The organism is Lactococcus allomyrinae, assembly GCF_003627095.1.
Classification (GTDB): domain Bacteria; phylum Bacillota; class Bacilli; order Lactobacillales; family Streptococcaceae; genus Lactococcus; species Lactococcus allomyrinae.
In genome coordinates, this window is record NZ_CP032627.1 from 1,788,189 (window position 1) to 1,812,793 (window position 24,605).

The 24,605-nt window shown below is 38.5% G+C and carries 21 protein-coding genes; 1 reads left to right on the forward strand and 20 read right to left on the reverse strand.

Going from position 1 to position 24,605, the window contains the following annotated elements:
- Window positions 1-160 precede the first annotated feature (160 nt).
- The 11 genes from D7I46_RS08245 to D7I46_RS08290 form a co-directional block, all read right to left on the reverse strand.
- Window positions 161-1,483 carry an FAD-dependent oxidoreductase gene (locus D7I46_RS08245; RefSeq protein ID WP_120772462.1) on the reverse strand — a complete coding sequence of 441 codons (1,323 nt, stop codon included), beginning with the start codon at window positions 1,481-1,483 and terminating at the stop codon, window positions 161-163.
- 158 nt (window positions 1,484-1,641) lie between these two features.
- Window positions 1,642-3,093, reverse strand: coding sequence for a glutamate--tRNA ligase (gene gltX, locus D7I46_RS08250; RefSeq protein WP_120772463.1), 1,452 nt, complete (start codon window positions 3,091-3,093; stop codon window positions 1,642-1,644).
- 91 nt (window positions 3,094-3,184) lie between these two features.
- A complete protein-coding gene (locus D7I46_RS08255; protein ID WP_120772464.1) occupies window positions 3,185-3,676 on the reverse strand; it encodes a cysteine hydrolase family protein in 492 nt (163 codons plus the stop codon).
- 96 nt (window positions 3,677-3,772) lie between these two features.
- The gene (locus D7I46_RS08260; RefSeq protein WP_120772465.1) at window positions 3,773-4,699 is read right to left on the reverse strand and encodes a glycosyltransferase family 2 protein; all 927 of its coding nucleotides are present in this window, start codon (window positions 4,697-4,699) and stop codon (window positions 3,773-3,775) included.
- A complete protein-coding gene (locus tag D7I46_RS08265) occupies window positions 4,696-6,840 on the reverse strand; it encodes a DUF6056 family protein (RefSeq protein ID WP_120772466.1) in 2,145 nt (714 codons plus the stop codon). Before D7I46_RS08265 ends, D7I46_RS08260 begins: the two co-directional genes overlap by 4 nt.
- A 17-nt stretch (window positions 6,841-6,857) precedes the next feature.
- Complete coding sequence (locus D7I46_RS08270) at window positions 6,858-8,150, reverse strand: glycosyltransferase family 2 protein (protein WP_120772467.1); 1,293 nt, start codon at window positions 8,148-8,150, stop codon at window positions 6,858-6,860.
- A 10-nt stretch (window positions 8,151-8,160) separates the two neighbouring features.
- A complete protein-coding gene (locus D7I46_RS08275) occupies window positions 8,161-8,721 on the reverse strand; it encodes a 6TM ABC transporter family protein (RefSeq protein ID WP_120772468.1) in 561 nt (186 codons plus the stop codon).
- A gap of 62 nt (window positions 8,722-8,783) precedes the next feature.
- On the reverse strand, window positions 8,784-9,944 hold the full coding sequence (locus D7I46_RS08280) for a hypothetical protein (protein WP_120772469.1): 1,161 nt from the start codon (window positions 9,942-9,944) through the stop codon (window positions 8,784-8,786).
- Window positions 9,945-9,961: 17 nt separating this feature from the next.
- On the reverse strand, window positions 9,962-10,600 hold the full coding sequence (locus D7I46_RS08285) for a hypothetical protein (protein ID WP_120772470.1): 639 nt from the start codon (window positions 10,598-10,600) through the stop codon (window positions 9,962-9,964).
- A gap of 2 nt (window positions 10,601-10,602) precedes the next feature.
- Window positions 10,603-10,779 (reverse strand): hypothetical protein, encoded by a 177-nt coding sequence (locus D7I46_RS13305; RefSeq protein ID WP_162930864.1) that lies wholly within the window; start codon window positions 10,777-10,779, stop codon window positions 10,603-10,605.
- Between the two features lie 3 nt (window positions 10,780-10,782).
- Window positions 10,783-13,533, reverse strand: coding sequence for a hypothetical protein (locus D7I46_RS08290; protein WP_120772471.1), 2,751 nt, complete (start codon window positions 13,531-13,533; stop codon window positions 10,783-10,785).
- A 208-nt stretch (window positions 13,534-13,741) separates the two neighbouring features.
- Between D7I46_RS08290 and D7I46_RS08295 the strand changes: the two genes are divergently transcribed.
- Window positions 13,742-14,236 carry a GNAT family N-acetyltransferase gene (locus D7I46_RS08295; RefSeq protein ID WP_120772472.1) on the forward strand — a complete coding sequence of 165 codons (495 nt, stop codon included), beginning with the start codon at window positions 13,742-13,744 and terminating at the stop codon, window positions 14,234-14,236.
- A gap of 68 nt (window positions 14,237-14,304) precedes the next feature.
- Here D7I46_RS08295 and D7I46_RS08300 read toward each other — a convergent pair whose 3' ends face one another.
- The 9 genes from D7I46_RS08300 to D7I46_RS08340 all read right to left on the reverse strand — a co-directional run bounded on the left by D7I46_RS08300 (window position 14,305) and on the right by D7I46_RS08340 (window position 24,552).
- Complete coding sequence (locus D7I46_RS08300; protein ID WP_120772473.1) at window positions 14,305-14,637, reverse strand: DUF1048 domain-containing protein; 333 nt, start codon at window positions 14,635-14,637, stop codon at window positions 14,305-14,307.
- A 33-nt stretch (window positions 14,638-14,670) separates the two neighbouring features.
- Window positions 14,671-15,012 (reverse strand): DUF1048 domain-containing protein, encoded by a 342-nt coding sequence (locus D7I46_RS08305; protein ID WP_120772474.1) that lies wholly within the window; start codon window positions 15,010-15,012, stop codon window positions 14,671-14,673.
- Window positions 15,009-15,326 (reverse strand): PadR family transcriptional regulator, encoded by a 318-nt coding sequence (locus tag D7I46_RS08310; RefSeq protein ID WP_120772475.1) that lies wholly within the window; start codon window positions 15,324-15,326, stop codon window positions 15,009-15,011. Before D7I46_RS08310 ends, D7I46_RS08305 begins: the two co-directional genes overlap by 4 nt.
- A gap of 348 nt (window positions 15,327-15,674) precedes the next feature.
- The gene (locus D7I46_RS08315) at window positions 15,675-16,304 is read right to left on the reverse strand and encodes a pyridoxamine 5'-phosphate oxidase family protein (protein ID WP_120772476.1); all 630 of its coding nucleotides are present in this window, start codon (window positions 16,302-16,304) and stop codon (window positions 15,675-15,677) included.
- Window positions 16,305-16,579: 275 nt separating this feature from the next.
- A complete protein-coding gene (locus D7I46_RS08320; RefSeq protein WP_120772477.1) occupies window positions 16,580-17,650 on the reverse strand; it encodes a PIN/TRAM domain-containing protein in 1,071 nt (356 codons plus the stop codon).
- Window positions 17,651-17,764: 114 nt separating this feature from the next.
- On the reverse strand, window positions 17,765-18,970 hold the full coding sequence (locus tag D7I46_RS08325) for a WxLIP family cell surface protein (protein WP_120772478.1): 1,206 nt from the start codon (window positions 18,968-18,970) through the stop codon (window positions 17,765-17,767).
- Between the two features lie 142 nt (window positions 18,971-19,112).
- On the reverse strand, window positions 19,113-20,090 hold the full coding sequence (locus D7I46_RS08330; protein WP_120772479.1) for a WxL domain-containing protein: 978 nt from the start codon (window positions 20,088-20,090) through the stop codon (window positions 19,113-19,115).
- Entirely contained in the window at window positions 20,087-20,413 is a 327-nt protein-coding gene (locus tag D7I46_RS08335) for an LPXTG cell wall anchor domain-containing protein (RefSeq protein ID WP_120772480.1), read from the reverse strand. The genes D7I46_RS08330 and D7I46_RS08335 overlap by 4 nt, the downstream gene beginning before the upstream one ends.
- A 14-nt stretch (window positions 20,414-20,427) precedes the next feature.
- On the reverse strand, window positions 20,428-24,552 hold the full coding sequence (locus D7I46_RS08340; protein WP_120772481.1) for a beta strand repeat-containing protein: 4,125 nt from the start codon (window positions 24,550-24,552) through the stop codon (window positions 20,428-20,430).
- Between the last annotated feature and the right edge of the window lie 53 nt (window positions 24,553-24,605).

The window sequence follows — 24,605 nt, forward strand, 5'->3', positions numbered from 1 at the left end:
AGCTCCAGCTCCCTCACCTCCTTTCACTTATATAACGAACAACAATTAAAACGGTTACAATTCATTTTCATTTTATCAGATTTTTTTACAAATCACTGTATGAAGTTGATATTATCAAATAAAAAATACTGACAGAAAGCTGTCAGTATACTTACAAAATTTATTTTACTTCATTTTGAAACAAATCGTTTAACCCTTCCCCCATTGTGGGATGAGTAAAGATTTGGTCACGCAAAACAGTATATGGAGTGTGCATCTTCATCGCTAAACTTACCAGATTAATCACCTCATGTGAATCCTCATGATAGAGTGTCACTCCCAAAATTTCCTCTGTTTCAGGGTCTACAAGAGCTTTCAATAACCCTCGCATCTCTTGCACAACCTTTGTCTTAACAATTGGTGCTGCTGCCATCTTGAACAAACGATAATTTACACCAAGACGTTGAGCTTCTTGTTCATCTAAACCAACATGCGATAAAGTCGGTGTGATAAAAACAGAATAAGGTACAATCGTTCGATCACTCAACAATCTTGACCCATCACCAAATAATTGATTGTTCACAATCCGAAAATCATCCGTTGACAGATAATAAAATTGTCCACCACCTCGGACATCTCCGAGCGCCCAAATATTATCACTACTTGTTTTAAGAGTGTCATCAACCTTGATGTAGCCATTATCCCAAAGAGCAACTCCCGCATTTTCAAGCCTCAATTCAGAGATATTAGGTCTACGTCCAGTTGCAACAAGCACTTTATTTGCTGGATAACTTTTTCCACCAGCCACAACGCTATCATCTGTAATCTTATCAATAGCAACACCAAGGTGAACTTCTACGCCGCTCTCCTTTAAATCATTCAAAATAATTTCTGCCACATCTCTATCTTCCTTAGGCAAAAAAGTCTCATGAGGTTCAAGAATCGTAACTTTAGAACCAAATTTATTGAACATTCCAGCAAATTCTAAGCCGATATATCCCGCTCCAATAATCACCAAATGCTCTGGCAATGAATCTAAATCCATCGCACCTTCTGACGTCACCACATTCTTCGCTTCATGAATCCCTGCAATTTCAGGAATAACTGGTGTAGCACCAGTATTGATAAAGATTCGCTCACCAGTTACTCTCGAAATTTCTCCATGATTATCCACTTCAATCGTGTGTTGATTAATAAATCGTGCAATCCCATCAATCACAGAAACGAGCGGTTCATCAGCAGCACCATGATAAGCACCATTATGAAGCATTTCTCGGACTTTATACTTTGTCGTCATCGCCTCTTTGAAACCCATATTTTTGTGACCTGCGACAATCAATGTCTTCGACGGTGCACATCCAACATTTGGACAAGTTCCACCATACATCGCTTGTTCTCGCTCAATGATAACGACATCCTCACCATGTTGAGACAGCGATTTTGCCAATGCACGTCCCGCTTTTCCAAAACCAATAATGACATTTTTAAAAGTTTTCGTTTCCATAATTGACCCTTTTCTTATTTTTCTGAAACTATTTTATAATAATTCGAATCATTTAAAAAACATTTTGTTTACGATTAATTCGTATGAAATATAAAAACGCCTTTTGGCGTTTTTATATTTCATCTTTCAAAACTTCCTCATCTACAAAGCAAAGCGCATTACTTGTTCAATGCTGTATCTAAATGTGCTAGGACTTTTTCTTTACCAAGAAGAGCAATCGTTTCAGGCAATTCTGGTCCATGCATTGAGCCAGACGCAGCGATACGAATCGGCATCCAGAGCATCTTACCCTTGACGCCCGTTTCCTTTTGAGTCGCCTTAAACAGCGGGAAGATACTCTCAGCGGTAAAGTCAGCCTCATCAAGCGCTGCCAACTTCTCACGGAAACTGCGCAATGCTACTGGTGTTGACTCCGCAGCCAGCATTTCTTTCGCCTCCTCGGTCAATTCTGGGAAATCACCATAGAAAAGCTCCGTCAATTCCACAATTTCGTCCGCCGATTTCATTTGCGGTTGATAAAGTTTAACCAATTCTTCTGCACGGCTATCAAGTCGTCCCGCTGCTTCAAGAAATGGTTTAGTGAGCGCAAAAACATCAGTAAAATCTGCATTCTTGATGTATTCATTGTCCATCCAGTCCAATTTCTTTTGGTCAAAAGCCGCTGGAGATTTAGACAAACGTTTTTCATCAAAAAGCTCTACCAACTCTGCGCGAGAAAATATTTCCTTTTCTCCACCAGGATTCCAGCCCAACAAAGCAACAAAGTTGAAAATCGCATCAGACATATAACCTTTTTTACGATAATCCTCAATAAATTGCAAAGTATTTGTGTCACGTTTTGACAATTTTTTCCCTGTTTCAGAGTTAATAATCAAAGTCATATGACCAAACCGTGGAGCTTCCCAACCAAGCGCTTCATAAACCACCAGTTGTTTTGGCGTATTGGCAATATGGTCATCTCCACGAATCACGTGCGAAATTTGCATATCATGATCATCAACAACAACAGCGAAATTATAAGTTGGATAACCATCACGTTTTTGGATAACCCAATCTCCACCTATATTCCCGCCCTCAAACTCAATATCGCCCTTGACAATATCATTCCATTTGTAAATTGCTGTCTCATTCACAGAAATACGGACAACAGGCGTTATTCCTTGAGCTTTACGTTCAGCGATATAAGCTTCTTTTTCATTCTCATTCATTCCTGCATATTCATTGATATAATGCGGTGGAATTCCTGCTGCTTCTTGTTTTTCATGGTCTGCTTCAAGCTCTTCAGGTGTCTTGTATGAGTAATAAGCTTTCCCTTCAGTAAGAAGTTGGTCTATATATTTTTGGTACAAAGAAAGACGCTCAGACTGACGATAATTTTCATGAGTCTCAGGACTTTCATCCCAGTCAATACCTAGCCAGCGGAGATTTTCAAGCTGTGAACGTTCTCCGTCTTCAACGTGTCTTTCACGGTCAGTGTCTTCAATACGGATAATAAAATCACCCCCATGATGACGAGCAAAAAGATAGTTAAAAAGAGCAGTACGAGCATTACCTATGTGTAAAAGTCCTGTTGGTGACGGTGCGTAGCGAACGCGAATTTTGTCTGACATTCAGTTTTTTCTCCTGTAAATTTTTATAGTCTATAAGACATATCAATCAAATCTATTTTACCACAAATTAAGATGCATTGGAAAAATGCAACTAATTTATAAATTCAAGAAAACGATGTTCCCAAAGATGCTGCTCATAAAAATCAATCGTAGTCTGAGCAGTCATCTGTTGATTATCAAAAGTCGAAGTCGCACCATGTTGCATAAAATTTCGATAGCCCAAACCATGAGCAAAAACCAACGTACTATTCACACAAAACTCCGTTTGAGCGCCACAAAACTCAATACTTTCAACTTGTAAATCAATCAACAACTCTTGAAGAGGCGTATGATAAAAACCATTTGCGTGTGTTTTATCCATATATAAATCGACTTCACGCGCATCAAGACCTTCCACCAATTGCCACTCGCTGCTTCCTTTTTCAAGCCAAGGATCATTATGCTGAATAAATAAAATAGGTCGCTCTACCTTTCGATAAAGCGCAATCCGCTCATTCACTTGAGCCAACAGTTCCTCTCTACGATAAATTCCGTCGCACACATCGTTTTGCAAATCAATCACAAATAAAATATCTTGTACCATCACACACTCCTTTCAAATAAAAAAACTAATCTTATTTCATATCATACAAGATTAGTTTTCAATTTCCAAATAGTAGCTCTGATTTTCAGAATAAATTTATTTTTTCTCTTTCACAATATAAATCGGACGACGTTTTGTTTCTAAGAAAATTTTGCTAATATATTTTCCGATTACACCTAACATCAACAAAGTAAAACCGAAACAAAAAATGATAATGACCGTCATTGAAGTCCAACCACTTGCTGAATGATGAAAAAATAATTGACGAATAATCAGAAAAAGAATCACTAAAATCGAGAGAAAAGTAGAGATGACTCCACTATAAGTTGCGATATTTAAAGGAGCTTCAGAAAAATTGATGAAACCATCAACAGAATATCTTAGCAAACTCCAGAAACTCCACGATGTCTTCCCTGCCACACGCTCCCGATTTTGATAAGCCACATACTCCGTATGATAGCCGACCCAAGTCAGCAAGCCCTTAGAAAAACGATTGTACTCTGATAGCTCTAAGATACTATCTGCCATTTGCCGTGTCATTAACCGAAAATCGCGCACTCCATCAATCACAGGCGTTGAACTAATCCGATTCATAATCCGATAAAACAAGCGAGAAAAAAAGCTTCTCAATACTGGCTCTCCTTGACGGTCTGAGCGTCTCGCTGCTACACAGTCAACATCAGGCTGTTGAATTTTTTCATACATCTCAACCAGCAATTCAGGAGGGTCTTGTAAATCTGCATCCATCAACGTCAAATACTCTCCCTTTGAAGCCTGCAAACCCGCGTATATTGCCGCTTCTTTCCCAAAATTTCGAGAAAAAGAGAGATAATGCACCTTCCTCGGATACTGGTTTTCTAACTCGCGCAACACCCTTAAAGTACCATCACTAGATCCATCATCAACAAATAAGTATTCAAAATCTAATGGGAGTCGATTGTGAATCTCCTCCATTGCCGAAAAAAAGAGTGGGAGAGATTCTTCCTCATTATAACAAGGAACAATGATTGATAATTTTTTCATACGCTTTCTTTCTTTGTTTTTGAATTTTGTAAAACAACTAGCCATTTATCTAATCCAAGAAAGGCTATAAAACCAATGAGTATTAGATACAAAGCCCAAAATTCCGGTAACCTTTGCCAAAATGGCTTTTGCACAATATTAATCACAACATTTTGAGCAAATCCTGTTACTGGAACTTTTTGTGTCAACTGTTTATTTTTCACCGCTTTATAACCATAAGGCATTTTCACAGTAATTTTATCTCCGACAAGACCACTCACCTCTTGAGTTGAGATGATTGTATCTCCAACATTGTACTGCACGGTGTAATTTTGCGTAGTTGGATGGACCCAAAGTGGGAAAGTTTGATTTTTAACATTTGTAAACTTATAAGATTGTGGATTTGCCACATCTTGTGTATAGCCTTGTGGATAGAGATTTCTTATGTCATAATTCGTCTTTGGCCACGCAGTAATTTTTTGACTGCCAACAAGTTTGCCTGTCCTATCGCTATAAAACTCAACTGTAGTTGTGCATATCCCTGTCGTTGTTTCTGTTTTTGTAGTAGATTTATTATTTTCTAATCTTTTACTAGTGCTTCTATTTTCTGCTGCATAAGCTTTTTCTTCAAATCCCTTATCACCATACCACCATTTTGAAAGTTTATTTGCCGTTGGAGCAACATAAGTATTATAGAGCGTTTCGACAGCGATAACCGTCTTATCAGGTAAAAGAGGATTAACTTCTATCGGTCCAATATAACCTAGCGTAATTTTTTTCACACCATAATATCTTTCTTGCCAAATACTCATAGGTGCATTCACTCCTTTTGGAGTGTACCAGATAAGATATCCAGCACCAAATGGAGTATCTGCTCCAAGAGTTGAAGTTCCTGGCATCCCTGTTGCGACTGCTTCGTTTTTTCCTTCTTTTCTTGCCTGAGCAAAAATCCTATTGCAAGTATAAATAATATTATCTCCAATTCTTACATTAGCAAAAAATTTCTCATAACTAGGGATATTGATAAACACAAGCACAAGAGAAATAAGAATAGGATAACTTCTTGTGATAAAATGATTTTTTCTTAACTCAACATACCCAAAAAATAAATTTAAAAAACTAATAAGAAAGAAAATATTATTAGACCAGAAAATACGTGCTTCAATCAATGGAGAAATAATCAACGCACCCACTCTAGCAAATGCTGCTATAAAAAATACTAAACCTACAAACAAACGACGGTGGATTTGATATGGGAGTGTAGAGTCAACCATTTTCTTTCGATTAATCACTAAGATAATAATTAAAAATAGACAGGCTAGAATAAGTAAGCCCGATGTATGAACTGTTTCCGAAATCAGCATTCCAATCTGAAAACTCTTTGTTCCATAAGCTCCTGACATCTCTCCACCTGCAGTGACATCCCTAAAGATAGAGATAAAATCAGCCATCCCAAGCGTAATCAATCCAATCCACTTCCAATCATTCTCAAAATGTTTATTATCAAAAAAAGAAAGTAGAAAAACAGCAATTACGGTCTGAGAACTTGCGATCTCATTTGCAGTTCCTGCCAAAATGCCCATGATGATAATAAATCCAAAACGTAGCGCTGGGAATTTCGTTTGATGATTGAAAACATAGGGAATTAAGAACACTAAATAAAGTGGAGTAACCCAAAGATAGTTTGCAGTTCCCGAATGCCATAACGCATCCATTCCAAAATTGGGAATAACCACCCAGAGAAGCAAGAAAGTCAATGCCATATATTGTGGACGAATCAATACTTTTTTCCCGAACACTAGAACATTAATCACAATTCCCATCAAAACATAAACCAGACCATTTAAGATTGCAAAAGTACTCTGCTTTATGGCAACTGTAAAAAATGTTTCAATAGCAATGGCTGAAAGCCTAGCGTTCCAAAATAAAAATTGAAAGACAACCGAGTAGGCAAATTGAGAAAGGTTGGTAATTCTTGGCAATTTCCACGGATTCCCTCCTTTATATAAAAAAGCAAAACGCACATCATCCGTACTATATACGGGAACGTATTTGCTAAGATTATGCACAAAGATATAAGTAAGCAGACAAATAAGCACTGTTATCACTACTGCAATCAGTTTTCTTATCAAATGTTTTGGAATTTTTGAAGATATATTCATCTGCTTTCCTTTCCATACTAATTGTCCGTTTCATCTTTATTTATTTTCACACGAGTCGGAGATTTCCAGTTTCCTTTTGCATCGTAGCTGGTCGTATTTTTAATCGCAAGAAAGATTGTATTCACCACTGTTATGACATTAATTTGCCAAAAAAACAAAAGGTATAATGGTGCAAATAAAAGATATTTCATCTTTTTCCCCGAATCATCCAACACAAGTGCTAAAATAAGCTGACTCAAACCAAAAACAACCATAAACGAAAGAAAGATGACAAAACTTTGGAAAGTATAACTCGCAGAACTATACTCACCAATAACCATAAAGAGTACCACATCTACCAGCATCGTAATCGTGGTCAGAAAATAATACAAACACCAAGTAATTGATGAAAATTGGTCAATCAACATAATCACTTTATTAATATTTTTAATCGGATGACGAAAGATACGTCTAAAGTTATCAATAAATGACTCTGTTCCTCCCATTGCCCACCGTAATCGTTGATGATAAAAATCTTGTCCGTTATCCGGAATATTCATATAAAATAAGATTTCAGGAGCAAATATCGCGCGCCAACCATTATACTGCATATCCCATGCAATCGAAATATCTTCTGTTGCGCGGTCTTGTCTAAAACCACCTACGTCAAGTGCCGCAGCTTTACGGTACATGGTATTAGCACCATTAAAAGCATAGACAGAACCTAATGTTCCTTGTTGCGCTCTTTTAATCAATCCCATGATTGATGCAAACTCAACTGTAGTTGATTTTTCTAGTAGTCCATTACGATTCTGTGTTCCCATGTTTGCTGTGACTGCACCTGTATTTTGATAACGATTTCCAACGAAATAATTAACATATTTCCATATGGCATCCGGTTCAGGTGTCGTGTCAGCATCATTGGACAAAACATACTCACCTTTAGCAAACCCCATCCCAATATTGAAAGCGTGAGCCTTCCCATGATTTTCAGTAATTTGGATTAATCGAAGATTGGGAATACGGAGCTTCATCCGCTGGACAATACTCACTGTCAAATCTGTCGAGGCATCATCAATCACAAGAATCTCGTAGTTATGATAATTAAGTCCATGCGCTAGATAGTTCAAAGTGTCTTCTATGACAACTTCTTCATTGTGCGCAGGAACCATAATCGTAACTAATGGTTCTTCTTCAGGTTTAAAATGATAAAATGTTTTAATTTTTCCTTTATAGGAACGATGATAAACATAACCACCAATCGTATAAGCAATCGCTGCAAGCAAGGGATACAAAAGCAGTCCCATGGACAAATAGGTCATAATTTTCATTATAAACTCATCAATCCTTTCTTGCGTTCAACTCCTTTTCGTTATCTTTATAACGTGCTTTGATATATTTTTTTGAAAAGTTTTGCTCAGGTTGGACAATGTAATAGTCAGTGTTTTCTCTAAACTGCTTATCTCCAAAACGTTCAGTATAAATCTCATCCATCAGAGCAAGTCGTGCTTCTGTGCGTACTTCATCATAAAACTTTCTTTTGGCAAGCTCCTCAGTTTCAACTTTATTATTTCTTTTAACTAAAAAGATACTCACTGGAATAAAGATGACAATGGCAGCAAAAGCAACAATTGAGACATAGTCTAAAAATAGTCTTCCTTGTTTACCACTCCAGTGATAGATACCTGAGAATAAAGGTTTAGGAAAAATTGAATTAATCATTATCAGAAGCGGAAAAAGTAACACCAACCAGCCAAAAACTGAAACAGCAATCTGACCTGCTTTATACAGTATTGAGCCATTAGCAAAAAAATCATCTTGCACTAATTTTTCCTCAATCTCGCTGTTTTCCTGTGTAAATTTTTCTATTGTTTTCTTGATAAATATGACTAATCGCTTCATCTTGTCCTTTCACATCATTTATAGAGAACCTCTGGTTATCTCCAGAGGTTCTTGTAAATACTTTAATTGCCTAAATTCATCGTTACATTTCTTTGACCACTGCCATCTGTATAATCATAGTAAAATGTTCCTGTACTCCAGTTTACCCCAACAAGAATACGATTCGTTTTCCACGTAGTTGTACCATAGTTATCACCAGCATTAAGGTCTTGGCCTCCTGGCATTTCATAAACACTCAGATAAAAATCATTACCCCCACTATAAGTAACAAAGCTATTATGTTGTTTAGTGATAGCATACAAAGCATTGAGAACCAATGATGGATTTACGGAAACACCATTTACTGTTGCACTTGTGGTTGTTACATGGAAGTCTAAAGCCGATGGGTCAGAACAGCTTGTATCACCAATTGATGAAGCTTTGACTGTTTCAACATCTAGTGTGATAGAGTAAGACGCATCTACATTACTAATGGTCGTCTTCCCAGTCAGAGTCATTGTATGTCCATTCAAACCAAAATCCATAGAGTCAACATTGGGATTGAAGTTGGACAAACCAATCCAGTTCGTCGCTCCTTGAATACTTTGTTGCATATTTACACTAAAATCTGCCATTGCTCCTGAAGATTGTTGACCATCTCCTTTAGGAAAGCTGCTATCATTGAATCCTGGAGCTACTTTTATAAAGTCTTGCCCATTTGTTGCATTAACATTTACGGCAATCAAAAGATTGGGAACAGTTTGACCTGTGGTAGATTCTAGGTAACCCGTATAGTTTGCACCATTCAACGTATATTGATAAGGGACATATTTTGTGAGGGTATAGGTACCATCAATCACAAAGTCCAGTCCTTTAACAATAGCATCAATGTTAGTTGAAGTAATCAACGCGTTACTCCATGAATTAGCTCCTGATACTCCTGTTGTTATCGCTGTGTTGTAAGTTCCCGTAAAAGAAACATTGCCAAGTGAAGCTGTATAAGCACTAAAAGTTCCCGAAGTGGGACCTGTAACTTTGGCACCTGTTGTTCCCAAAGAAGCATCATAACCAATATTGTAATTGATGCTAATTGATTGAGGTTGAGCCGATGGGTCTGTTGTGTATGCAGGAAGTGGTGTGCTTGTTGCCGCATTTGACAGTTTTTTGTTGGATAAACTCAATCCAAAGAGTGCAATAACAAAAACCGTACTTAGGATAATATTTCTGATTATCTTTTTATTCATTTTGCTTACCTTCTTTTTTATCCTACTTTAACGTCCGTTAAGAAATCTTCTTGTTCTATTTCTTTAAACTTGTGAATGAGTGATTGTTGTTGTTTCAAACTAGCTGCGTCTTTATCTTTTTGAACAAGCTGAACTGCTTCATTGAGATTTTTGGCTCTGCCATCATTGATATACTGCATTAGCATACCAACTGTTGGAATATCTAGGTAGCCCTCTGGTATTTCTGAGTTCACTAATTCTTGCTCTATAACTGGTTTAACACTTTCAACCAATTTTTGTTTTTTCTCTTTATAAGCTGGAGCTAATTTCTTTCGTTTTGTTGTCCTACCTGCAGGCAAGTAATCTCGATAGAACAAATACTTGAACGTAAAATCGAGCAAAACGCCTAATGTCCATGTCACAAAGCCAACACCAAACATTCGTAAGCCGACGATAGTTGCTGATTCATTCAAGATATTACTTGAAAACATCCCACTCCCATTGATTGTATAAATAATCAAAAACAATGCAGGACCAACTGCGGCAGCAATCAATGCTTGTCGATTTACTAGTTTGTTGACCTGATACTCAAACTCACGTTTTAGGTCATTAATCTTAAAAATACTTCGCTCGATTTGCTCAAGCGCATCCATCAATCTCAAAAAATAATTATTCATTGCTATCTCTTATCCTTGTTGCTCTCTCCAGTGATAAAGTCATCAAAACTGGTCGGAATGAACTTTTTAATCAAATACCAGAGTCCCCCTGAACCTAGCATTCCTGCGACAGCACCAAGTATACCCACTTCTATTTTTATATTTATCGAAAAATAATAAACGAGTTTTGCTATCACCATATTTTATTCTTCTTCATTCTTCTTTTTCTTTCGCCTTTTTCCCAGAAGAAAGAAAATGAATCCTGCTGGAATAAAGCGTTGTGCTAATGTAAATAAACCTGCAGAAATCGCCATCCCTGCTATCGCACCACCAGCTCCTGCACTCTCGACTTTAGCAACTTGAATCATTTTTTGTGTAGCTGTCATTGTTGGTTTAGTTTTGCTTGCCGCTGCTTGTTTTGCTGATGTACTTGTGCTGCTTGATACTTTTGTCGTTGATTTTGGAACAGTATCTACTTTTACTTTTTTCTCTGGAGCTTGGGGTGACTTATTTTTAATTACTGGATTCTGCTCTATATGCTTTATCGCCGGTATTGAAACTAAAGGCTCCTGACTCGCATTTTTAGTTGCTAGTATTGCTACTGCTTGTGCTTGAGCAGGAGGACTTGGAACATCTGATGTACTATCTGATGTACTACTTGACGTTGTTGCTTCTGTGGTTGACGACTTTTTCCAAATTGTATAGCTTGTAATTGTAGACGTTTCATCTCCATTATCTGCGACTACTGTAGATGTCATAGATGGTTTTGTTTGAGAAGATTTGATGTAACCTGTTGTATCTGTTATCGTTGCACCTGACTCATCAATATTAGCTGTTACATTAATTGTGGTGGCCATAATTTTGTGGTAGACATTGGTGGTTGTGTTAGTTATCGTGATGTCACCATTTGCTGCCATTGTGGTTGTTGGTGCTGATGTTTGTGAGCTCATCAGATGGTAACCTGTCGTATCGCTAAGAGGATTCCCCTGTTCGTCCACGTTATCTACTTGATTGACAGTAGTTGTGACAACTTTATGCCAAATGAGATAGCTCGTAATTGTAGTCGTGACATCACCGTTATCTGCTGTACTCGTCGTCGTTACTGATGGTTTTGTCTGAGCCGAGGAAACATAGCCTGTGAGATCTGTAATAGTATTTCCCTGCTCATCAAGGTTTACGGTTGTGCTTACAGTATTCTCTGCAACTTGATGCCAGATATTTGTAACAGTGCTTGTGGTTGTCGTATCTCCATCTGTTGCCGTCTGAGTGGTAATCACTGGAGTCCCTGCTTGAACAAGTGTGTATCCAGTTGAAGTGTCAGCGATTGGCTGACCTGATTCATCAACATTGTTTACGACATTGACGGTTTGATTTATAGGGAGATGCCAGATGTTTGTCGTCGTTATATCGCCATTTGCTGCTGGTGTACTAGTCGTTGTGCTAAGTTTAACGTAACCTGTCGTATCTACTAGATCGTTTCCTTGGTCATCTTGGTTGATGACTGTATCAACCGGCTTGTGCCAGATGATAGTTGTGGTATTAGTAGTTGTACTATCCCCATTATCATCAGTTACTACTGTATCTGAGCTTGTACTGCTAGAAAGTTGCACATAACCCGCCGTATCGGTCAATATATTACCTTGGTCGTCTTGGTTGACTGTGACATTTTTTACTGTATTTACTGCTGTTGGAGTGTAGTAGACATTGATACTATTGGTTGTGCTATCATTATTCGCTACGGTAATGGCGGGGTCTGGCGAACTATAATCGAAACCTGCAATCGTTGGAGCATTGTAAGTATAGCTATATAGCGAAGTATTGGTATTCACTGCGTCTGGTGCTGTGACATCAATACTATCTCCTACATTTGCCATAATTGTTGATGAACTTGCAATCGTTTCGTTTGTTTTTTTATTGATGTAGTTGACCGTTACAGGATTTGTTCCTTTATATGCTGTGAATGAACTGCCGTCATTAGCAAAAGTCATCGTACCATAGTTATTTCCTGTTGCTCCAACCACTCCTAGAGAGAGTGAAGCGCTTAGTGTTACCGTACTGGTCACTGTTACTGCTTTGCCTGCATTAGTCCCTGTTTGAGGTGTCAAGACATAAGTCAATGTGCCTGTTACTGTACCATCGCCATTTATGACAGTATTACCGTTACTATCTGTATTTGGCTGCCAACTGAATGCCATTGTTTCCGTAATGGTGTTGTTGCTACTTTTCATTACACCTGGGTCGGGAGCAGTTGTAGCTTGATAAGTTTTGCTTAAAGTACCTGTTGTGTCGGTTGTACGGATACAAACTACATTTTGTCCAGCCGTTGCCCCAGATGTTCCTGAGCCTGAGTTTGCAATGCTTTGGTCAACATCAGTATTATCGTATAAGTCTCTTCCCAAAAACACAGAGCTAGGTAGACCCCCAACTCCCAAATTTTCATTTGTTGAATTGGGCAAGTTTGATGAAATCTGGTCTGTAGAGTCTGGAGTTAAGATAAAACCAAGAGAGTCTCCTCCATCAAGAGCATTTGCTGTATAACCCAAAGCGCCCTTCACTGTAATTGAAAAAGTGCCCTGAAAATTTGCAGGTTTTGTCATATCCAGCGCACCTTTAAAAAGTGCTAGTCCTGCAGAACTTTTTGTATTTGAAACCAATGTCGTAGAAAAGTTTTGTCCAGCTACAGGTGACGTCGCTGTCCCTGCTGTTGTCCATGAATCTCCAGTTTCGATATCTGCCGTACCATAAGTGTGATTGCCCGTATCTAGAGATTGTCCTGGGATAAGCTGTTGGTTTGTTGTATCTGCAAAAACGTGCGCTTTTAGCGCTGAACTCCTACTGCCCAACATTGATGGATACTGACCACCTCCAAGAATGCTTGTACTAACGAGCAAACCTACTAGGAGCTTTGTCCGATGGCTTTTTTTAGTATTAGTTTTTGTTAAATTTATGCCCATGATGCTCTCCAAAGTGCCACTCTATCTCTTTAGTCCTTGATATTGCTTCTTATCTAATCATAGTAATTATACAATTTTAGTCATAATATTACAATAGCTTTGCACGATATATTTTTAATGTGTATTAAATTAATCTGTCATCTTTTTATTACACATTATGTAATGTAACTAAGTTTTTAATTATAAGCGCTTATGTTAGAATGGAGTTATGACTGAAATTACTTATAATCGTGTCGTTCCTAGCGATATTGACGTTGTGATGCATATTGAAAAACTTGATTTTGCCGAAAACGAGGCACTCTCTGTAGCGTCTATGGTTGAGCGGATTGAGTTGATTTCTGATAGTTTTATTGTTGCCAGAAATACTGAGGGTCGGGTGGTCGGATATATTACTGGTCCTGTAACTGAAAGTCGCTATTTGAGTGATGAGTGTTTTGAACATTCTGAGCCAAATCCCAATAGTGGTGGGTTTCAAAAAATTATCAGCCTTGCAATTGACCCTGACTATCAAGGTTTGGGGATTGCCACTAAGCTTCTCATTCTTTTAGAGGAGGAAGCAAGAGCTAAACAACGCGCTGGAATCAGCTTGACCTGTCATGATTACTTGATTGATTACTATGAAAAGCATGGGTTCAAGAATGAAGGACTTTCCGAATCAAAATTTGGTGGAGATACTTGGTACAATATGGTAATGGAATTTTGATAAAAAAATCTCACCGACAGAATCGTTGTCAGTGAGATTTTTTGTTAATTTTTACTGACAGAAAGTTGTCAGCGCTGATTTTGATTAAAATATTGATTTAATTCGTGGCGATATTTTTCATGCCAGTCTTGTTTTTTATCGTCAATGAAGTTATCTGCAAAAGCAGCGACATCTGTGCCAATGACCTCTTTGACAGTCTGTCCGTCTAAGCTGGCAAGCTCTAGTAAGTCAAGGATTTCATAAAAAATGCGCCAGTCAGAAAGCCCCATATTAAATAAGTACTTCTGGATTGCTTTGTAAGTTTTATAAAAATCTGCTGGAAGTGCTTTTGCTCTTTTTTGCAGAGCATTCCACTCTTTTTTCTCGGCGAGTTCACCAAAAATTTTATCTCCTAATGCCAATTGAATTCCTTTCGTAAGTTATAAAATATTTTGCTATTTCTCGTGCATTATTTTATTTAATTTGTCTTTTTGCTTGTCCTCCCAGCCTTTATGCTCCACCATTTCATCAAGAAAAGTGGCGACATCTGGTCCTGTGATTGACGTGACTTTGCGCCCATCAATTGCGACTTCTTCAAGCAAATCAAGAACGTGGTCAAAGATAAATTTGAAGTCTTTCCATTTTTCAACGCCAGAGATCCAGATGTATTTTTTCATCGCATTATAGTCTGCGTAGTAATCGTCTCCAAGGGCTTTCGCACGCTTTTCAAACTCATGCCATTCCCGTTTTTCCTCAAGTCCGAGCATTCGGTCAATCAGAGTTCTGTTTTCTGTCATTTTTTCAAATCCTCCAGTTTTGCTGAGATAAATTCCCATTTTTCCCAAAAACTTTGCCGCTCTTGCTGCCCTGTTGTACTTAGGGTGTACCATTTTCTTGGTGGTCCCATTGTTGAAGATTTTTTCTCGATAGTGACGAGATTTTTCTTTTCTAGTCGCATAGTAATCGTATAGACCGTTCCTTCCACGACATCATCAAAACCGATCGCACGCAGTTTTTGCGTGATTTCATAACCATAAGTTTCGCCCTGTCCGATGATTTCAAGGACACAACCTTCAAGAACACCTTTGAGCATCTCTGTGATATTATTCATCTTTTTTCCCTACCTAATACCTTGTATAACTTAGTACCGCTATATCGTAACACATATTAGTGCTAGTTGCCAATACTTATTAGTGATTCTATACTCTGATGATAATAAAAAAGTCTGTCAGTATACTGACAGACTTTTCAGCTATGCTGATAAGTCCTCTATTCGCCGATTCAATGCTCACCGTAATCGCATTGAACTGACAGACTTTTCAGCTATGCTGATAAGTCCTCTATTCGCCGATTCAATGCTCACCGTAATCGCATTGAACTGACAGACTTTTCAGCTATGCTGATAAGTTTTCTATTCGTCGATTCGACACTTATGGTAATTGCATTGAACTGACAGAACTTATTTTTCAAAATCTAAGACTTTCAACCCATCTTTGAAATTCTCATACAAAGCAGATTGAATCGTCAACTTAATGATGGACATATTTACTGCATTTTCATGGAGAGATAAGATATTTGGTTCATCCTTAACGACTTTAGCAGCAGACTCTCCCTCGATAATTTCAGTAATTGCTTGATTGGATGATAGACGCCCACCTGATTCTAGTGTGTCAAACCAAGTTGTGAAGCTAACTGCAGGTTGCTGTTTCATCACAGCAACTTTACGTGTCGCTTTGTCAGAAACCATATACAGCACATTTTCTAAATGTTGAGATTGCACAAAACTCATAATTGTTGTCGCTGTATTTCCATCGCCAGACTGAACAGATAATGCTACATAGCCTGGCAGCTTCTGTAAAATTTCAGCAAGCTCACCCTCTGTTCGCTTGGTTCCCACGATATTGGCTTTTTTATTCGCTTTTGCAATGGTTAATATGACCAAAGGAAGTGTCAGCACAGCGTAAGCTACAATGAGTCCCAAAATAAATCTTAGCCAAAATGTACCAAAATTTCCTTCCAAAATCATCGAAAAAATGCCGACTGCAATCAAAAAAATAACGAAAAGTTGGGCAAAACGTTTAAAATACATGATTCAAACCTCAATTTTTGAATTTACTTATTTTTATTTTATCATAAAAAGCCAACATAGTGTTGGCTTTTATAAAATATTAATTTCTTTTAGCTATTGATACTAAATTGTACGTGTATACTCAGATTTTATACAACATACTTGTAATTCAGCCGTTGTAAAAATAAATAATGGAATGGCTTCATCGCACAGAAACGATGCCACAGAGATAGAGCAGATAGACACTCGTGGTATGAAACTCTGCTGAATTTTAAAATGGAACTAGTATGACACATTCAATCCTGCACTAAATCAGCAAAAATCATTCGTCCTGCACTTGTTTGTAGCACTTTTGCAACTTCGACAGTGACTGTTTTATCAATCATTTTCGCTGTATCCTCAATGACAATCATTGTCCCGTCTGGTAAGTAAGCGACCCCTTGCTGACGTTCCGACCCCGCACGAATAATCTGTACTTTGATTTGCTCTCCAACTACTAGCTGAGTTTTAACCGCATTTGCCAGATCATTGATATTCAGCACCTGAACCCCTTGAATCTCTGCAACTTTATTAAGGTTAAAGTCATTTGTAATCAATTTTGCATGAGTAGCAGCTGCGTATTTAAGCAATTTAGTATCCACTTCTCGCACCTCTTTGAAGTCTGTTTGAGAAATCTCAACATTGTCAAATTTGGTTAATTCATTGACCAAATCTAACCCTCGACGTCCTTTAGCACGTTTCAGCGGATCAGAGCTATCAGAAATTAACTGTAACTCCAAAATCACAAAATTAGGCACAATAATCTTATCCGAAATAAATCCTGTTTTAAGCACATCTAAGATTCGACCGTCAATAACCGAGCTAGTATCTAGTAGAATACTTCTGTCAGCACTGACAGGCTTATCGTCAGTAACTTCTGGAGCCAAAATTTCACGACGCTTACGGAACAGAACTTTTGTAATCTCATCCCCTCGTTTATCAAATAAGGAATAACCAAGATAAATCATAATCAAAACGAGCAAAAATGAAATAATGTTACTCAAAATTGGTACATTTAGCAAAGTCAATGGAATACTAGCAAGAACACCTACTAAAAGCCCTAAAATAATCCCAATGATATTGAATACCATTTTTGACATATTCATTTTTGAAATCTTAGAATCAATTTTCTTTAATCCCTTAAGCATTGAGCCGGCCAAAACAAATGAAAGAATAATAAAAATAATTGCACCAATCACACCGTCAACAACTTCGTACTGTAAAATTCCTTTATTCCATCCGAACAATTTCCATAGCGCGGGTAGAGCAGCAATTCCTAGCGATGCCCCAACGATTGTCATGACAAGATGAATAATCCAACGACGCATACATTACCTCCTCTATATTATAAAATGGTTGGGCTTACAAAAAAGCCCTGTGTTAATTATAACACAAGACCTTGAAATATTCTTAATTCACTTTTTATCCTAATAAATTTCTAATTACTCTTTATCCTCAGATTCGCTCTCACTAACGGATTTTTTCAATTTATCTTCCATTTCAGCCAGTCGAGCTTGGAGTTCAGCTTTTTCATTTTCCTCTTCTTCTGCTTTTTTGCGGCGTTTCGCTAAAAGAACAAAAACAAGAATCAGCACAAGTACCAATGCTAGCGCACCAGCAATTAACCACCAGATATTTAATGGTTTATCATGCTTAATCGTTACGTCCTTAGCATTCAATTTCTTAGCTTGGTTCGCTGTAATCTCAAAATCTCTATCAAACTCCCAGCGATAAGCATAACGTATTTTCTTACCATTTACCGTTGTTTCATATTGACCATTAGCATCCTTTTGACCATAAACAGTCAAATGTAGCTTATACTTTCCTGCCTCCATTGGTTTTGAGTATTTGCCATCTTGAGCAATCCCTGTCATTGACACTGGAATCGGAAGATTAAAATTTGAGTTAGGTGCCATCTGCATTTGAGCATTAGCGTAATCATATTTAAGCTTTTTATTACTAATTCCTGTGACTGTCGCATTAACATTCATATAGTTTAAAAAGCCTGTTGATGTATTTTGGAGATTGGTCGTGATAACATTACGTGCCCCAACTTGAGTAGGGGTCACACCATTCAGTTGTAATTTAGGTGCTATCGTCGCTGTAGATTGGCGCATCAATAATGCAATAACATATTGATATTCATTATTGACTGCCATTGAACTTTTTGATTTATCTTGTTTCAGCTCGCTTGCATCTTGCTTAAAAGTCAACCCACCAGCCATATAGCCAGATGTCGCTCCCTCAGGCATCGTCACATCAATCTTGACGTTTACCGTTTTTCCAGCAGGAATCACTGTCTTTGCAGGTGCTTTAACATAGTCTGTCAACTTATATTTAAGTGTCGCATCAGCTTTAATACTATTTGGCTGATATTCTACCACACCATTACTATTAGTCGCTGCTTGTGAAACAATTGTATCCACCGTAATCTGTTTCGCACTTGTATTTTGAACCTGAACTTCAATCGTTTGTTTTGCGTTAGGTTTCATCAACAAGTCAAAATACCCCTCACCTGCCCTTGCCTGATTAGATGGCAAAACAGGAGTAATTGAAAAATTCATCGTCCCTGCAAATACAGTATGACCACCCACAACAAAAAGCAAAAGAGCAACGATACTTGATAAAATTATCTTAAAGATTTTCATGTTTCACCTCATTTGTAATATCAATCTGATTTTATAATCTACCAAAATCAAGATGACTTATAGCAAAAAATTTGTTAGCCAAATCTTCTCTAGAAAGCCCATTTCCCAAAAGGGAAATGAACTTAAAGAAAATATTTTATGATTAGCTGAGTGTTGCTGAACTTGGAGTGTCATAGAGTGACCAAGTCAAAGTTGTGTTATATTGGGCAACCTTAGCTGAACCAGCAGGAACATTCAATGTTACCGTTGGGCTAAGTTTACCTGGAAGTGTTTTAGCACTGTCCAAGAAGTTATCTGTATTCCAGCTTTGATGTCCTGTACCATCATCTACTGGACTTGTTTTAGAAGCGCCAGTTGATTGGTCAGCAACAAGTGTAGAACCATCAGCTTTACCAAAGTCAAGCAAGTTGATACCAGTACCTGTACCAGCAGTATCTGCACTAAAGATAACTTGAGCACCACCACCTTCATTTGTAGGTGTCAAAGATGTGATTCCTACAACACCATCTGGAGCAACTGAACCAGCAGGTGTCACAACATTGTCACCACCATCTTTATTGAAGTTAATTTTTGCACCAGTCAGGCTACCAGCTGAAGATGTAAATTGAGTAGATTGTTCAACAGTTACAGACCAAGTACCATTTGTCAAACCACGTCCATCAAAGACTTGGAGGTAAGGCACACCTGCTGTATAAGTTGCATCACCAGTTGAGTTTGCAACACCGTAAACTAAACCATAAGCAGAGTAATCATTTGCCTTTTGGTAGTCCACTGGGTGATGACCAAAGTTGAGGTTAGGTGCAAAGCTAAGTGCAAGACCTGTACCTGGGTCAACAGGTGTGAAAGGTTCATCTGGGATACCAGGAGTTTCAGGATTTGTTGGGTCTGTTGGATCTGTTGGTGTTCCTGGATTTTCTGGATCTGTTGTTGGATCATCAGGTCCACCTGTTGTTGGTGGTTGAACTGGTGGAATTGTCGCTTGTCCAAATTCAACTACACCTGTAGTATTACTTGAGCCTAGTGCTGTTGCAGCATGAGCTGTTGATGTTGTACCTGCTGCAAAGAGCAGAGTAGCTGCGGCAAGAGTGCTTCCTGCAACCAATAATGTTTCTTTTTTCATTTATAAGTTCTCCTTTTAGGATTATTTTTATCAATAATAAACAATGTTGTTAATCCGCCAAGCAGTATGAAACCACTTAGCGAAAGTGAATCTGTAGAAGCTTCACCCGTTTTGGGAAGCTTTGTATTGACCTTGGGTGACTCTGGAACACTTCCTTTTGGAGGTGTAGGTGCTGTAGGTTCTGGCGCAGGTGGTTTTCCTGGACTAAATCCTACTACACCTTGAGTCTTACTACTCCCCAAATCATCAGCATGATAAGGAGTTGCTATACTGCCAAGAGCAATACAAACAAGGATGAAAATGATTGCTTTTATTTTTTTCATCTATTCTCCTTATGTTATGGACTTGTTGGTGAGATTTGGTAAGACCAAGTCATTGTTCCCTGATATTGTCCAGCAATGGCTGTCCCTGGAGTGACATGGAGATACATCCCCTTACCTGTAGTTCCAGCACCATTAGCATTTGCCCACGCATCATCTTTTGAAAGGTTATCGTAGCCAAATCCTGCATATCCTTGAACAGTTTGCTGATTACTTATATCTGTATAGTTTCCTTTCGCGCCACTATAACCAACGTCCCCTGTTAATTTTGATGCAGAGTTAGTGGTATTCGTCAGCGGAGTAGTCATCTGTACATTAAGCTGACTGCCATTAGACCATTTACTAAATATAGTGTTATAAGTTTGCATATCTGCATCTGTCGTACTTGCCCGCTTGTAGATTGCAGTGGTTATAATAGGGCTACTAAAATTTGTTTGGTACACACCAAAGTCAAACTGAGTAGGCACTACTTGATAAGCTGCACCTTGTGGACTCATCACTGCAACTTCTGTGTTTGCAATTGTTCCTGTATCAATGTCACCGTAAAGTGTTTGACCATTCACAGTCGCTGAACTCAAGAAGTTAGAGTTACTTGTCGTTTGCACAACACCTGCCAAACCAGGCTCATTGATTCCTTGATTACCAGTAAGAGCTGTCGCTCCTGTGAAGGTCAATACGGGATATCCCAATTGTTTTCCTTGATAGTAACCATTTTGATAGTAACTTGATTGATTTGATGAGTTGTTAGTAAACAGATTAGATAAATCTACACCATTTTGATTTTTGTAATCACTGATAAATTGTGACAAGTTTGCTGCTGAAGTTGAGGTATCGTTTATCAGTGGTGCTGTACCAGTAGGACTCCATTTCAATGCACTTCCAGAGCTTGCACTATAACCAGAAAGATTAAACTGTCCAGTATTTAACGTGTATGGGGAAGTATAAGTTGCTATTCCAGATACCGTTAATTTTGCTAAAGAAGCTAGTACCGTTGTCTTAGGCAAAATCAAGTTTGAGCCATCATTAAGCGTTGCATTACCAAATGTAGAGTAACTTGCACCATGATTGGCAGCAGTCGCTGTCGTACCACCATTTAACAAACCAGCATTATTAAGCGTCAAGGCTACATTTTTGTTTAGATTAAACTGTGTGAAGCTTGTCATCTTATTTGCAGATATGGTCAAAGCATTTGTACCATCTCCAACATTAATCGTTGCTGTGTTACCGTTCAATGGCATACTATTTGTGAAGTTGTCATTATCTCCACCAGCTGATACACTTGCGACTGAACTCAGAGCATTGATATTGATGACTGTCGTTTGTGACAAACCTGTCAGCCCTGTCGGACTTGTCAAGCTACTAAAGTTATATGCTGTTGATAGTATCTTACCAGTCATCGCATTTCCTGCTGCATTGACTGTGATAGTATTACTTCCTAAAGTTGTATTAACACCCGTAGATGCATCTCCGTAAATCATTACGTTATTATTTAGCAGAGCAGTTTGTCCAGTTGTTATATTTACCGTCGTACTGTTCGTAGTACCCGAACCTACGCCACCAGTAGCTGTCAAAACACCTGTTCCCGAAAGAACTGTACCACTCGGAAGAGCCTTAGTCTTCGCAGATGAACTCATTGAGAATTCTAGGTCTGTATTTCCTCGTACAGAACCATTATAAGCGCCTCCTGTAATAACTTTGCTTCCCGAAACTGGACTGCCAGTAAGGTCCGCATCTGCCACACTAACGACTGTATTTCCTTTTAGGACACTACCACCTATACCAACATAACCATAAGCTGAACCGTTGATATAACTTCCTGAAGTTAAACTCGCTTGTGCATTGCCAACCATACCCATTGTAGACTGCCCAGCTGCAATAGCTTGATTATCAACCTGACCGTTATACACATCTAACTCAGCGTTACCGAGTTGAGCGGCGTCTAAATAACCACCACCAGCTGAAGTATTTGTAATACCAGCATTGACGATATTGAGTGAAGAACCATTTAGAATCCCACCGTAATTTCCACCGTAAATACCATAAGCTGCGACGTTGTTTTGAATAACAGTTGCTTGACCTGTTTGGAAATAACCAAGTGGTCCACGACTTCCTGTGCCACCACCACCAAATACTCTATATCCGGAGACATTAGATAGATTTGGATTCTGTGTTTCTGTATAGCCATTTGTTCCTGTGCTTGCATCTCCACTTGACCAGCCTGCAGCCGTTACCATGCCTGTTCCACCAACGGTTGAACCATTACTTGTCCCCAACTCAACAGTTGTGTTTCCTTTGATATATCCTAAGAAACCACCACCGCGAGTATAAGCAGCTGTTGTATCTTCTAGAGCCGAACCGACTGTAGGTACTGATACGACACCACCTTGAACCCAAGTATAGGCATTACCAAACATTGCTCCTGCTTTTCCATCTGAACTTGCTGCAACATTTGTATCTGCTTGTGCTGAGCTTGTACCGTTAATAAAACTATTTACTTCTGCTTGAGTAGGAGAGTAAGTATAGCCTGCATTGGTTGAAATACCTGATGATACCCCGTTAAGCGCATTGAAGTGCATTCCAAATACACCCGTTAGAGAAATGATTCGACCTGTTGTAAAACCAGTCTTCACATAGTTAGTGACATTACCATAGATGATACCACTTGATAAACCTGTTCCCTGAGTAGCACCAGAATACGCACGGTCATCTCCTCCAACAAATATCGTATCTCCTGAGGTAAATCCAGAAGTATCGAAATTATTGGAAATGGCATCGGTTGTTGTTCCACTTGTTCCGATAGTTCCATAACGTCCACCACCAACATAGTAACCTTGACCATCATACCAAGTTCCTTTACCAGTGATTGTGTTATAGACAGTCCCTGTAACTTTATCGGTACCCGAACTATTGAACGTACCATAGAAAGTATCTAAACCTATTGGCACACTATTGTTTACAGTAGTGACTACATTGCCGTTAATCACAGCGGCATTACCACCGCCCCAGATATTTTGGATATTTCCTGAACCTGTTGTTACACGAATATCGTTGTAGATACTTCCGTTAATCGTGCCAGCATTAGTTCCTTCATACCAGTTGATTCCTCCTGAACCAAAACCAACAATCGTTGCATGAGCATCACCAGTCAGCGTATTATTCGTTGAGTCCATCCCCGCAAGAATCTGTGTTCCACAGTTACCTGTCGATGCTACCCAAAGATTTGTTCCTGATTGGCCTGCACCGTGGTTAACATTAGCATCGGTACTTTGCCAGTTGACATCACTATTCTTTGAACCACCCACTAAGTTTAGAGTAGAAAGACACCAAGCACCACCTGCCATAGCAAATTTATTGCCTTGAGCATAGAGGGAAACTTTCCCTGCTCCAGCAGTATTAAACGCTGTACCAGCAGTCGTTACCGTTGAAGATGTAAAGGTCAGGTTTCTAAAAACCGTGTTACATCCGAAATAAACTTCTGGTTCTGCATTTGTATCAACATTCGTTCCTTTTGGGAAAGTCAATGTATAGTTGGTACCAGTTGCCTGACTATTAGTAGAAGTCAACGGGTCAGCAGGATTACTTATTAAAGTAATAGATTTTGCTCTCTTATTCAATGCTTCAAAGTTATTAGAACCATTTGAGAATTGAGAGTTCCAATAGGCTGGTGCTGTTACATTTCCACCTATATACAGGATGTAGTCATAATTTGCATTATTATCTGTATAAATCTGTCCTGTTGCCGCATTCAACGAGCTAGATGCAATGCTGTAAGTTTTATAAACGGTTGCTGTTGCACCGTTTAGTGAACGAAGTAGCACAATTTGCGTTTTTTGCGCTGTACTGAGCAAGCTACTAATTGATTGCTGGTAGCCAAATGTTGTCGGACTTGCCGCACTAACCATGGGAGTGGTTGGAAGACTTGGTCTTGCTGGTGCAGCAGTCGGTGTGATTGTTTGGGCAATCGCAACTCTAGGCTTAAAAATCTTTTCTACAGTTGCTTGCGAAACTCTTCCCTGTCCGACATCTTGATAAAGTATGCTAAAGTTTACAAAAGGTAGCATTGATACAATCATCAAGCACAACATACTTTTAAAAGCAAAGTGTTTTTTTCTGCCTTTTTTTCTAAATTTCAATGTTTTCATTTTTCTCACCTCCTTTCTAATTTATTACTTTAATCATTTGTTTCAAATTTAAC

Excerpts from the sequence above, each read along its gene's own strand:
- D7I46_RS08280 (WP_120772469.1), bottom strand. The coding sequence starts at position 9,944 with ATGAATAAAAAGATAATCAGAAATATTATCCTAAGTACGGTTTTTGTT.
- D7I46_RS08335 (WP_120772480.1), bottom strand. The coding sequence starts at position 20,413 with ATGAAAAAAATAAAAGCAATCATTTTCATCCTTGTTTGTATTGCTCTT.
- D7I46_RS08260 (WP_120772465.1), bottom strand. The coding sequence starts at position 4,699 with ATGAAAAAATTATCAATCATTGTTCCTTGTTATAATGAGGAAGAATCT.
- gltX (WP_120772463.1), bottom strand. The coding sequence starts at position 3,093 with ATGTCAGACAAAATTCGCGTTCGCTACGCACCGTCACCAACAGGACTT.
- D7I46_RS08325 (WP_120772478.1), bottom strand. The coding sequence starts at position 18,970 with ATGAAAATCTTTAAGATAATTTTATCAAGTATCGTTGCTCTTTTGCTT.
- D7I46_RS08305 (WP_120772474.1), bottom strand. The coding sequence starts at position 15,012 with ATGACAGAAAACAGAACTCTGATTGACCGAATGCTCGGACTTGAGGAA.
- D7I46_RS08265 (WP_120772466.1), bottom strand. The coding sequence starts at position 6,840 with ATGAATATATCTTCAAAAATTCCAAAACATTTGATAAGAAAACTGATT.
- D7I46_RS08320 (WP_120772477.1), bottom strand. The coding sequence starts at position 17,650 with ATGCGTCGTTGGATTATTCATCTTGTCATGACAATCGTTGGGGCATCG.
- D7I46_RS08295 (WP_120772472.1), top strand. The coding sequence starts at position 13,742 with ATGACTGAAATTACTTATAATCGTGTCGTTCCTAGCGATATTGACGTT.
- D7I46_RS13305 (WP_162930864.1), bottom strand. The coding sequence starts at position 10,779 with ATGGTGATAGCAAAACTCGTTTATTATTTTTCGATAAATATAAAAATA.
- D7I46_RS08330 (WP_120772479.1), bottom strand. The coding sequence starts at position 20,090 with ATGAAAAAAGAAACATTATTGGTTGCAGGAAGCACTCTTGCCGCAGCT.
- D7I46_RS08270 (WP_120772467.1), bottom strand. The coding sequence starts at position 8,150 with ATGAAAATTATGACCTATTTGTCCATGGGACTGCTTTTGTATCCCTTG.
- D7I46_RS08255 (WP_120772464.1), bottom strand. The coding sequence starts at position 3,676 with ATGGTACAAGATATTTTATTTGTGATTGATTTGCAAAACGATGTGTGC.
- D7I46_RS08290 (WP_120772471.1), bottom strand. The coding sequence starts at position 13,533 with ATGGGCATAAATTTAACAAAAACTAATACTAAAAAAAGCCATCGGACA.
- D7I46_RS08340 (WP_120772481.1), bottom strand. The coding sequence starts at position 24,552 with ATGAAAACATTGAAATTTAGAAAAAAAGGCAGAAAAAAACACTTTGCT.
- D7I46_RS08285 (WP_120772470.1), bottom strand. The coding sequence starts at position 10,600 with ATGAATAATTATTTTTTGAGATTGATGGATGCGCTTGAGCAAATCGAG.
- D7I46_RS08275 (WP_120772468.1), bottom strand. The coding sequence starts at position 8,721 with ATGAAGCGATTAGTCATATTTATCAAGAAAACAATAGAAAAATTTACA.
- D7I46_RS08310 (WP_120772475.1), bottom strand. The coding sequence starts at position 15,326 with ATGAATAATATCACAGAGATGCTCAAAGGTGTTCTTGAAGGTTGTGTC.
- D7I46_RS08315 (WP_120772476.1), bottom strand. The coding sequence starts at position 16,304 with ATGTATTTTAAACGTTTTGCCCAACTTTTCGTTATTTTTTTGATTGCA.
- D7I46_RS08245 (WP_120772462.1), bottom strand. The coding sequence starts at position 1,483 with ATGGAAACGAAAACTTTTAAAAATGTCATTATTGGTTTTGGAAAAGCG.